This is a genomic window from Alteromonas sp. ISO5 (assembly GCF_058105165.1).
Window position 1 is genome coordinate 192691 of record NZ_CM176572.1, and the last position, 12036, is coordinate 204726.

Consider the following 12036-nt stretch of genomic DNA (forward strand, 5'->3'; position numbering starts at 1 on the left):
AACGCAGCATGGCATCACGCCTGCTGCGTTTTCTTAGCTTAACGCATGCGCTACTGCTCTTCGCGTAAAAACACCAGCTCCGACGTTGTACTTTGCTCTTCACTATAATAATAACCGGCCGTATCAAAGGCTTTCAGACCGTCTACATCCTTAACCTGATGTTGGATAATATAGCGGGCCATCAGTCCCCGCGCCTTTTTGGCGAAGAAGCTGATAATTTTGTACTGACCGTTTTTCTTGTCTTTAAACACGGGCGTGATGATCATGCCGTCAAGGGCTGATTTCTTAACCGACTTAAAGTATTCATTAGACGCCAGGTTAATCAGCACATTGTCGCCTTGTGCCACCAGCGCCTTATTGAGCACTTTGGTAATTCTGTTATCCCAGTATTCGTACAAATTTTTACCCCGGGAGTTTTCGAGCTTAGTGCCCATTTCCAGCCGGTAAGCTTGCATCAGGTCCAGCGGACGTAACACGCCATATAACCCGGACAGGATGCGCAGATGCTGTTGCGCATAAGAAATTTCATCGGCGGTTAAACTTTGCGCATCAAGGCCGGTATATACATCACCGTTAAACGCAAACAGAGCCTGACGCGCATTATCGTCGGTAAAAGGTACGCTGAACTCGGCAAAACGGTTGGCATTCAGTGTCGCCAGTTTATCGCTGATCTTCATCAGCGAACCAAGTTGTGCAGGACTTAAGTCCTTGCACTCTTCGGCGAGCAACGATGCATCATCCAAAAGCTCAGGCTGGGTATAGTCGCTAACCGGAACAGAGGACTCATAATCTAAATTTTTGGCTGGGGATACAACAACTAACATGCTTTCTCCTATTTCGTTACCGAGAAGTATACCACTGTTATTTACGTCAATCAGGCGCTAAAAACCGATTAGCAGGTTCAATAAAATAGGTCAGAACAAACCACACCAGCGGTTTTTCCCGCGTCGGTGCTTATGAAAACTGTACAGCGCTTTATTTTAAAGCGATAGCGCACCGTCAGCGGTTAACCTCAACCAAAGATTGTTATACACTGAGTAAAACACGTCATAACAATTCAAGACGGCACCCTACAGCAAAAATTAACCGGCCCGTTCCATCTATGCTGATGGCACGGCCACCACTTATTCAGGATAAAACAGACTATGAGTAACCAGCTTGAATCGCTCCGTAAATTAACCACTGTCGTAGCCGATACCGGCGACATCGATGCCATTAAAAAGTATCAGCCAGTGGATGCAACCACCAACCCGTCACTACTGCTTAAAGCCGCCAGTCTGCCACAGTATGCTGCGCTTATTGATGAAGCTGTCAGTTGGGCAGCCAGTCAGTCTGATAATCCAGAGCAACAGCTGACCGATGCATCAGACAAACTCGCAGTCGCCATTGGTAAAGAAATTTCAGGCAGCATTCCTGGCCGTATTTCTACCGAAGTGGATGCCCGTTTATCTTTTGATACCGAGGCCACCATTGCCAAAGCGAAACGCCTGGTACAGCTGTATGCGGATGCCGGCATCGACAAGTCTAAGATCCTGATTAAGATTGCCTCAACCTGGGAAGGTATCAAAGCGGCAGAAGTGCTGGAAAAAGAAGGCATTAACTGTAACCTCACCTTGCTGTTCAGCTTTGCTCAGGCCCGTGCCTGTGCCGAAGCCGGTGCTTTTCTTATCTCTCCTTTTGTCGGACGTATCCTGGACTGGTACAAAAAAGCCACCGGTAAAGACAGCTACGCGGCCAATGAAGACCCGGGGGTTGTGTCAGTAACCAGCATTTACAACTACTACAAAGCCAATGGTTATAACACTATCGTGATGGGTGCCAGCTTCCGTAACATCGGCGAAATCCTTGAACTGGCAGGTTGTGACCGTTTGACCATCAGCCCGCAATTACTCGAGGAACTGGCCAATGCGCCAGGTGAAGTGGCTGCCAGATTAACCGATAACGGCGCTACTGAACAGCCGGGAGCAGCCCTTACCGAAGCCGAGTTCCGTTGGGATATGAACGAAGATGCCATGGCGACAGAGAAGCTGGCGGAAGGTATTCGCAACTTCGCAGCCGACCAGGAAAAACTGGAAACAATGTTAAAAAACAAGCTGGATAATTTATAATACAATATCAATATTGTATTGGAATTATCGACCATCTTAACTGATTAGTTTTTGTAGGAAATACGTATGACAACGCTCACGGAATCAGCCCAGTGGCAAACGCTTGAATCACTGGCCCAGCTGGTTAAGAAAGAACATATGCGTAACTGGTTTGCCAGTGACGAAAACCGCGCGGCCGACATGAATGCAGAAGCCTGCGGCATATATATCGACTTTTCAAAAAACCGGGTGACCAAAGATGTATTAAAAGCTCTGTTTAACCTGGCTGATGAGCGAGGTGTCGCCCAGCATCGCGATGCGATGTTCAACGGTGATATCATTAACAATACTGAAGGCCGTGCGGTATTGCATACTGCGCTACGCAACTTTTCAGGTCGTCCGGTGATGGTCGACGGCGAAGATGTCATGCCGGAAGTGCTTGCTACGCTGGAGAAAATTGAGGCATTCACGCACAGTATCCACAGCGGTGAGCACAAAGGCTATACCGGTAAAGCCATTAAACACATTGTAGCCATTGGCATCGGCGGCTCCTTCTTAGGGCCTAAGATCATGACTGAGGCCCTTAAACCCTATCAGCAGGATGCGGTAAAAGTGCATTTTGTGGCTAACGTTGACGGCTGCCACATCACCGACGTACTCGCAGACATGAACCATGAAGACACCCTTATCGTGATGTCTTCAAAGTCCTTCTCGACCCAAGAAACCCTGCAAAATACGCTAACTGCAAAAGACTGGTTTCTGAAACAGGGTGGTAAACAGGAAGATATCGCGAAGCACTTTGTCGCAGTGTCCTCAAATGTTGAAGCCGCTACCGAGTTCGGTATCGCCGAAGAAAATATCTTCCCGATGTGGGATTGGGTAGGCGGTCGTTACTCCCTGTGGTCAGCCATTGGTCTGCCAATTTCCTTATGTCTTGGGTTTGCCAATTTTAAAGGTTTACTGGAAGGTGCTTTTGCCATGGATAAGCACTTTAGATCAGCTCCCAATGAGCAAAACCTGCCGGTTATCCTGGCGGTGCTGGGTATTTGGTACCGTAATTTCTTTGGCGCGCAGTCGCACGTCATGCTGCCTTACTACCATTACCTGCGTGGCTTACCAGCATACGTTCAGCAGCTCGATATGGAAAGTAACGGCAAAATGGTGACTCAGGATGGCGATGCAATCGGTTACGAAACCGGGCCGATTATCTGGGGTAGCGAAGGCACAAACGGTCAGCACAGTTTTCATCAGCTAATTCACCAGGGCCATGGTGTGATCCCGGCAGACTTTCTGTTGCCATTAACGGTGCCGAATCAGGATGACACCCATCACGCTATGCTGGCGTCTAACTGCTTTGGCCAGGCTCAGGCACTGATGCAGGGTAAATCCTTCGAGGACTGTTATGCGGATCTGGCCGACAAAGAGCTGGATGAAGCAGAGCGTAAACGTCTGGCCCAGCATAAAACCATGCCGGGCAATAAACCCAGCAACACCATTTTATTTGAAAAGCTCGATCCGTTTACACTTGGCGCGCTGGTTGCAATGTATGAACATAAGGTGTTCGTACAAGGTGTTATCTGGCAGCTTAATTCCTTTGACCAATGGGGCGTAGAATTAGGTAAAGTTCTTGGTAATCAAGTGTTAGCGGGGATTCAGGGGAATACAGATGAAGAGACTTTTGACAGCTCAACCCAGGATCTGATTAACCGATTTAAGCAAGCCAATGCACCAAAATAAACATTACTGGTTATAATCTGAGCCATTAATGTGCAAAACAGAGGGAACCGCTCACGGGGTCCCTCTGTTCATAAGAACACCACGGATTGTCATCGCAGTGTCATAAATTGTTAATTAAAAGTAAACAAAACTATTTTAATCTAACCATAGCTGTGGTACAAAAATTGTCAGGGGTCAATAAAGACACACTGACAGTGTAGTTAGCGGTAATAACAAGGAGATCTCCGTGGATACTTCAGATCTATTTGCAATGCTTAACCTAGACGAAACTTCAACCAAAACCAAAAGTAAAAAACGAAAGTGGAGAGAAATCGAAGCAATCAAAGACCGGTATCAACTCGAAAAGGAACTCGCCGATATCGACATGAGTTTTGACCTGGCTTTAGAAGACAGCGCTCGCTAAGAACACACAACGACCACATCATCGATGTGGTCGTTTGCGTTTAGGGTGTCTGGTGTTGAAATCAGGCCAAAAATGCGCTTATTAACTCGCGGTTTATATCTGCCAGTTGATGGCTGACTTATTCTGGCGACTCAAAAGCTGGTTAGTCTGGCTGAAGTGTTTACAGCCCAAAAATCCCCGGTGTGCAGACAACGGTGAAGGGTGAGGTGCACTCAGCACGTAATGCCTGCTGGTATCGATATGCATGCCTTTTTTCTGTGCATGGCTGCCCCACAGTAAAAAGACCACACCTTGTTGATGGCGGTTAACGGCATCAATAACGGCGTCGGTAAACGTTTCCCAGCCCCATTTAGCATGGCTGTGCGCCTTACCCTGTTCGACTGTTAATACGGTATTTAACAGCAATATCCCCTGTTCTGCCCAACTGGTGAGTGTGCCGTGGTCTGGAATAACAAACCCATCGACGTCCGCAGCGAGCTCTTTGTAGATATTCACCAGCGATGGCGGTGTTTTAACGCCAGGTAACACCGAAAAACACAACCCATGAGCCTGGTTAGGGCCATGGTAAGGATCCTGACCAAGGATAACCACTTTCACGCTTTCCAGCGGTGTGTATTTGAGCGCATTAAACACGTCCTGCCGAGGCGGATAAATCACTTTACCCGCCTCACGCTCAGACTCAACACGGGCCATCAGCCGGGTAAAGTACGCAGCTTCTTTTTGTGGCCCCAGAGCCTCCTGCCAGGTGGTCATTACTTGTCTTTGAGTAACGCAATCATATGCGCTTTTAAAGCTTCATAATCGGCCGGCAGTTCCGCTTCCAGGCTATCCTGATTAGCACAGTCGGCCAGCGGCTTAGGCAGGCTCAGCGGTGTACCTAAAACGTTTTCTACCGTTTCACGAAATTTAGCCGGATGCGCAGTGCCCAGGAACACGCCAACTTCATCGTCATTCAGATCATGGCTTACCGCGCGATAGGCAATGGCCGCATGCGGCTCTGAGGTATAGCCTTCTTTCAGCAACTGGCGCATTGCCAATTGAGTGTACTCCTCATCTACCGACTCACCGCGTAATATTGCTTTGTCCACATAACCGCGCTCTATCAGCGCTTCAATGCGTGGCCAGTTATTAGGCTGACTCACGTCCATCGCATTGGACATGGTTGCCACGGTGGCATTAGGCGCCCATTCACCGGTTTTGAGGTAGCGTGGCACCGTATCATTCAGGTTAGTAGCAGCAATAAAGCGCTTTATTGGTAATCCCATAACCTTAGCAATCATACCGGCAGTCAGGTTGCCAAAATTTCCGCTTGGTACTGAGAATACAGCTTTATCACGCTTATCCTCTGGCAGTTGCGCAACGGCTTCGAAGTAATAACAAACCTGAGCTAACAGGCGGCTGATATTGATGGAGTTGGCAGAGTTAAGGTGCAGGCCTTCGCGCACATCAACATCGTCAAAAGCGTTTTTCACCATGGCCTGACAGGCATCAAAGTCACTCTCGATGGCAACAGTATGAATATTACCGCCCAGCGTGGTAAACAGCTTTTGTTGCAGCGGGCTAATCTTACCTTTTGGAAACAGAATCACCACGTTGATGTTATCCAGCCCATGGAAAGCATGAGCTACCGCAGCGCCGGTATCACCAGATGTTGCGGTCAGGATAGTAATGGGGGCACCGTCACTGATCCGAGCCAGACACTGCGCCATAAACCGGCCACCAAAGTCTTTAAAGGCCAGTGTGGGACCGTGGAACAACTCCAGACAGTAGGTTTTATCATTTACCTGTTCAACCTTGGCCGGAAAGGTAAACGCATCCTTAACGATCTCGGCAACGGTGTCTTCACCCAATTCATCACCAATAAAAGCCGATAGGATTTTAGTTGAACGCTCAACAAAAGGCATTGCCAGCAATTCATCAATGTTATCAAAGCTCGGGATTTCAGTAGGGAAAAATAGCCCCTGATTACGTCCCAGGCCCTGCTTTACTGCCTGCGCAAATGACACCTGTTCACTTGCGTCTTTTAAATTTACCAATTGCACTTTGTTATACCTTACTCTTGTTCCTGCTGTGATCCGGCGCCTTTCGCGGGGATACGGCATACATGGCTAAAGCCATCTTCATTTTGAATATAGTTCTCGGTCAGCCAATTGGCTATATCATTGGCCTGGCGATAGTCATCGCACACCGCAAACACGGTTGGACCCGAACCTGAAATCCCAAATGCCAGCGCACCGTTGGCCATGCTGTAATTCCGGGCTTCATCGAACACCGGTAGCAGCGACTTACGGTAGGGCTCAGCAATGACATCCTGCATCACGCTGGCAGCCATGGCATAGTCATCGTTATACAGGGCATGCACGAAGATACCCAACTGACGACCAAAGGTAAGTGTATCTTTAAGCGGTACCGCATTGGGCAGGATATTCCGCGCTGCTGAAGTCGATACGCTGATACCCGAATAGCACACCACCCAATACCAGCTCTTTACTACTGGCAGCGATACGGTGACGTTATCTTCCTGGCCGGTCATCAACGTCATACCGCCCAGATAACAAGGCGCAACATTATCGTAGTGGATACTGCCACTGATTTGACCTTCCAGTTCACCCATCATTTTTAACAGGGTATTCTGGTCGAAGGGACGCTCAAAGTGTTCGTTCAGACCATGGAACGCGGCCACAATAGAACTGGCGCTGGAGCCCAGACCGCTGCCGATGGGCAGCGATTTCAACAAGGTAATATGTACCGGCGTAGCGGTCAGATTTTTGGCCTGCATGGCTTTCACAAAAAAGTGATAGCAGTCGGTAACGATATTCTCATCGGCATTTGACGGCAGTTTATGCGCAAAGACACCGGCAACGTTGAGTCCGTACTCGTCGGCATCACTGATAATGACTTCATCACCCAGCAAGCGTCCATCCAATGGCTGTAAGGCCGCGCCCAGTACATCAAACCCGAGGCTGATATTGCCAATTGATGCGGGTGCGTAAGCTCTGGTTGTTTTCATTTTTACTAATCTCTAAAACCGGTTAATGCGCGTTTTGTTTCCATGGCATGGTACGAAGAATATCGGCAAACACGCCAGCAGCGGTTACCGTAGCACCGGCACCGTAGCCGCGGATAACATATGGAATCGGCGTATAATAATCACTGTGAATTGCCAACGCATTTTCACCATCTTTTACTGCCGCCAGCGGGTGTGAGCCTGGTACTGCCTGAATGGTGACTTTGCATTTGTCACCTTCAATTGAACCAATGTAGCGTAATACTTTACCTTCCGCGGCGGCACTTTCAACCCGTTTAGCAAAGTCAGCATCGAGCTGTGGTAATTGTTCCATGAAGCTGGCTACATCGCAGTCTTCTGCAAAGCCCGCAGGCAGGACAGATTCTATATCAATGTCACTGAGTTCCAGTTCCAAATCGGCTTCACGCGCCATGATTAACAGTTTACGCGCTACGTCCATACCGCTTAAGTCGTCTCGCGGGTCGGGCTCAGTAAAACCGTTTTCTTTGGCAATGGCCGTTGCCTGGGATAAGGTTAAGCCTTCTTCCAGCTTACCGAATACGTAGGATAAACTGCCTGACAAAATACCTTCAAAGCGGTGCAGTACGTCACCGGCAATAAACAGTTTCTGCAGGTTATCAATCACCGGCAAACCAGCACCCACTGTAGTTTCATAAAGATACTGGCGATTAGTTTGTAAAGCGGTTTTGCGCAGTTTTTTGTAATACGACAGGCTGTCAGTATTGGCCTTTTTATTCGGTGTTACCACGTGGAAGCCATTCTCCATCATGTCAACATACTGACTGGCAATGGCAGCATTACTGGTACAATCCACAATCACCGGATTCACCAGCGCATTGTTATTTACAAAGTCATGTAAACGCTCTACCGAAAACGCGTCGGTGGCGTTATTTAACTGTACGTTCCAGTCGCCGTTAACATCCACACCCTGACTACTAAGCAGTAGCTTACGGCTATTGGCAATGCCGTATACACGAAGCTGAATATTACGAGCCAGCAAGGTCGGTTGCTGTTTAGCAATCTGTCCCAGTAGCTCGGCGCCTACAACACCACAGCCCACCAGGAATACGTCGATGGTATGCAAGTCCGAGAAGAAGTTCTGGTGAATAACCTTGACTGCTTTTTTAGCTCGTTTGGCTTCGATGACCGTTGAAATAGAGCGCTCAGAAGATCCCTGGGCAATAGCGATATTGTTCACCCGCGCCTGGGACAGTGCATTAAAGAAGCGTGCCGCCAACCCTTTAGTATGACGCATACCATCACCCACCAGGGTCACGATGGCTAATTCATGACGCACTTCAATGGGGTCAAGCAACTGGTTTTGCAGTTCCAGGGCAAAGGCATCTTCGAGCAGGTTCTGTGCGCGTTGTGCATCTTTACTGGAGATACAGAAGCTGATGGAATACTCAGAGCTTGACTGGGTGATAAGACTAATTGAGATATGCGCATTAGACATCACCTCAAACACCCGGCTTGCCATGCCAACCATACCTTTCATACCAGGACCGGCGACATTAAACATGGAGACATTATCGAGCTGAGAAATCCCTTTTACGCTGGTCCATGTAGTGCTCGCTTCATTACTGATAAGCGTACCCGGCGCGCTGGGGTTTAAGGTATTCTTGATTAAACAGGGGATGTGATGCTGAGCAATAGGACCAATGGTCTTCGGGTGCAGTACCTTGGCACCAAAGTAAGACAACTCCATGGCTTCCTGATAAGTCAGCTTATCAAGTAATACCGCGCCCTCAACCTGATTCGGATCGGCATTGTAAACGCCATCCACATCGGTCCAGATTTCGCAACATTCGGCATCAATACAAGCGGCCAGTACAGCGGCGGAATAATCAGAGCCATTCCGACCCAGGGTCACTTTTTCGCCTTCTTCATTGGCAGCGACAAAGCCGGGCATAATAATCAACTGGCTGCCATCGGTGATCACTTCACTGAAGTTTGCTTTACTTAGTGCGACATCAGCAATACTGTCGAGGTAATCGCCTTCGGCTAACACGTATTCAACCGGATCGAGAATTTGGTTGTTGATCCCTTTGGCCGATAAGATACCGCTAAACAGATTAACGCTGATGTATTCACCCAGGCTCATGATGCTCGCGGTCACGGCATCCGGAGAGCGACCTAATAACGCGATGCCTTGCAATTGCTTTTTCAGACCGGCTAAGTGCGTACTAATAAAATCATTGATGGTGGCGACATCGAAGTCGGCAACCTCTTCACTGAGCTGAGCAGCAATACCCCGCACTTTATCATTTAACTGGCCAAACAGAACTTCGTAATCTTCTCCTGCCGCAGCTTGCTCGCAGAGCGCACCAAGTGCGTTAGTGACGCCTTTCGGGGCCGACAATACTACCGCAGCGCCATTTGCCTGGTGGATCGTCATGCTAATCTCGGTCACTCGCAAATAACGTTGCGCATCGGCCAGAGATGAACCACCAAACTTTAAGACTTTCATTGAATGCTCCTTGACTGCATCGTGTTTTGGGCATCGCCCATTTTCTTTACCGCAAAAAAAAACCCGCTCTTGTGAGGGCGGGCTTTCGATGTCTGTTTGCTTACGCGCACTAGCCAGCGACCGCCCTCGATGAGGTGGTAATAATCATGCCGGTGGTGCTCATAATCGTCTTCATGTGGTCAATTTGCCGTATAGACGTCTATATGTCAACAGCCATCTGCACAATTTTAGACCGTTATTTCGATCATTTCGATTGTTGCGGGACATTACTCCCTCCCGGGGAACGCCTTACTTCATATGCTTAATCGAAAATCAATCGCACTGTATCCGAACTATATTTTCACTGTCGTTGGTAATTTCGCAGCAGGCCACATGCTCGTGCCTGGCGCTTCTATCTAACCTTGCGCAAGTCTTTTGCTTTTTTTTGATTTTTTTTGCGGGGCGCATTTTAGCACAACTACCAGATACTTTAACCTGCAATTTACTCGTGTTTAGCTATACTTTATAACAATAGTTTGTCGATACAAACTCAGTGGGGTAACCGAGCAGGTAAAAGTGTGGACTGCATGTTTAGCCACCCAATACCAAAACGCTTTCCTGCGGGTGTGGCGTAATGATCCAATGGCGCTTAGCGAGGTACTCAGGACCATCAGCCTAACTATCAAAAGCTGAATATCCTGCTTTCTCAAACATTCACCATCTTCAAGTAATATCAGCCTTGTTTGTCCTGTTTAAATGATTGAAGTACGAATTAAGTTACCGGTGAAATAACGGCTCAACAGAAAAGCCGGTCGTGAGGGTTGTTGATACGCTTTATACACTATGATTCTTCAACGACCATTTGAAACGCGCCTTGACCAAGAAAAACCGGTAATTGACCTGTCCACCGACTTGCTTACCGGTATCCTGGCCTGTCAATGAACATCCTGAATCAGATGCTTCAGGCGCCTGCTACTTACGCAATATATCAGCCTGATTTGATTACAGTCCACGTATATTCAATGGCTTACCAATCCCGGAGCACCTTTGAGCTTGGCGAAGCTGACTAGCATCGCCAACCCAGACAAACCGGCAAACAACAAAAGTACATTGGCTAGCCCAGCCAGGTTGCTTTGCAGCGCGGCAACAATTATTGGTGCCATAAACTGGCCTAGAAAGAAGGAGCCGGTCCACAACCCCGTCCCGCGTCCGCGTACGTTCTCAGGTAATTCTTTGAGTATCCAGGTCAGCATGGTTGGTAATAGCAAACCAAAACCCAGACAGGCAATGACCAGTGCACCGCTGCTTACCAACAAGTTATTTGACCAGGCTGCGCCACCATAGCCGATGGTTGACAGGGTAAAACCAATACTGATCAGCGCTGGTCCCGATGCCCCCTTTAAGGTTCTGAATATGACCGCGCCGAGTGCCATCCCAATATTGGCCGCCGCACCTATTCCTCCGATCATGGCTGGCGAGACCTCGCTGGTTAGACCAAGGATTTCACCGAGTTTGACAATAACGGTATAGAACAGCACACCGACAAATAAACTGGTGCCTAGCATGGGCAAAATACTGATCCAAGGAATACGCTGCAGTGGATGCACTTGCGGCTGCGTTTGTCGCTTTGGCTCAAACAGAACCAGCCACACCATAACGCCAATTGGCAGGGCCAGCAAATATAGCAAAAACGGGCCACGGGAGCCCAGTAGCTCACCCAAAATGCCACCAATGGCGATCAGAACAATGGCACTGATACTCACGCTGGCCATTTGAATCGCTACCCAGCGCTGGCGCGCTTTGCCTTCGTAATAATCACCAAGCAGTGCGGTGGCCACGGTCATGATAGCCGCTTCCGATACTCCCAGTATCACCCGCGCCGCGATAAAATGGTGTAAGTCGGTCAGAAAATAGGGCAGTAAGCCGATCACGGCATAAATCAATAAGGCAACCAATAACACGGGTTTTCTGCCAAACTTGTCAGAAACCCACCCCGCCAGCGGAGAAAACACCGCAACGCAAAGCGCTGGTACGGTGATAGCAATGGGCACAAGAAACTGTGCGCCTGCGACACTGGCAAATTCCTCCAGCAACAGAGGCAACACCGGCACCAAAGAGATGATCGCCATCACTGGCATAACAGCAGCTAAAATTAACAATATGCCGTGTTTAGTGGTGGCAATCTGACTGCTTTGACTTGAGTGTAGCCCTTCACTTTGTTGTATAGTCATACTATTTCCTGTGGTCGTTTGGCAGACCTGTATTATTCAATTTGTCGAGCGTTTGAGCACACAAGTGCAGGCGCTGCATGACTTGCGGGAAACCGGAAAGG

General features: G+C 48.6%; 9 protein-coding genes. 3 read left to right on the forward strand and 6 right to left on the reverse strand.

Annotation, left to right across the window (positions count from 1 at the left end; genetic code table 11):
- Positions 1 to 50 precede the first annotated feature (50 nt).
- Entirely contained in the window at positions 51 to 824 is a 774-nt protein-coding gene (gene yaaA, locus AC2T0J_RS00845; RefSeq protein WP_489808320.1) for a peroxide stress protein YaaA, read from the reverse strand.
- Between the two features lie 321 nt (positions 825 to 1145).
- Between yaaA and tal the strand changes: the two genes are divergently transcribed.
- From tal to AC2T0J_RS00860, 3 genes are all read left to right on the forward strand, one after another.
- Positions 1146 to 2108, forward strand: a complete 963-nt coding sequence (gene tal, locus AC2T0J_RS00850; RefSeq protein ID WP_489808321.1) for a transaldolase — start codon at positions 1146 to 1148, stop codon at positions 2106 to 2108.
- 66 nt (positions 2109 to 2174) lie between these two features.
- Positions 2175 to 3824, forward strand: coding sequence for a glucose-6-phosphate isomerase (pgi, locus tag AC2T0J_RS00855; protein WP_489808322.1), 1650 nt, complete (start codon positions 2175 to 2177; stop codon positions 3822 to 3824).
- Positions 3825 to 4050: 226 nt separating this feature from the next.
- A complete protein-coding gene (locus AC2T0J_RS00860; protein WP_296044060.1) occupies positions 4051 to 4227 on the forward strand; it encodes a DUF3545 family protein in 177 nt (58 codons plus the stop codon).
- A 93-nt stretch (positions 4228 to 4320) separates the two neighbouring features.
- On the opposite strand, the gene ung is transcribed toward AC2T0J_RS00860, so the two are convergent.
- The 5 genes from ung to AC2T0J_RS00885 all read right to left on the reverse strand — a co-directional run bounded on the left by ung (position 4321) and on the right by AC2T0J_RS00885 (position 11935).
- Complete coding sequence (gene ung, locus AC2T0J_RS00865; RefSeq protein WP_489808323.1) at positions 4321 to 4980, reverse strand: uracil-DNA glycosylase; 660 nt, start codon at positions 4978 to 4980, stop codon at positions 4321 to 4323.
- Positions 4980 to 6269, reverse strand: coding sequence for a threonine synthase (thrC, locus tag AC2T0J_RS00870; RefSeq protein WP_489808324.1), 1290 nt, complete (start codon positions 6267 to 6269; stop codon positions 4980 to 4982). Before thrC ends, ung begins: the two co-directional genes overlap by 1 nt.
- Before the next feature lie 11 nt (positions 6270 to 6280).
- Entirely contained in the window at positions 6281 to 7237 is a 957-nt protein-coding gene (gene thrB, locus AC2T0J_RS00875; RefSeq protein WP_489808325.1) for a homoserine kinase, read from the reverse strand.
- Positions 7238 to 7259: 22 nt separating this feature from the next.
- A complete protein-coding gene (gene thrA / locus AC2T0J_RS00880; RefSeq protein WP_489808326.1) occupies positions 7260 to 9725 on the reverse strand; it encodes a bifunctional aspartate kinase/homoserine dehydrogenase I in 2466 nt (821 codons plus the stop codon).
- A 998-nt stretch (positions 9726 to 10723) separates the two neighbouring features.
- Positions 10724 to 11935 (reverse strand): MFS transporter, encoded by a 1212-nt coding sequence (locus tag AC2T0J_RS00885; protein WP_489808327.1) that lies wholly within the window; start codon positions 11933 to 11935, stop codon positions 10724 to 10726.
- Positions 11936 to 12036 lie beyond the last annotated feature (101 nt).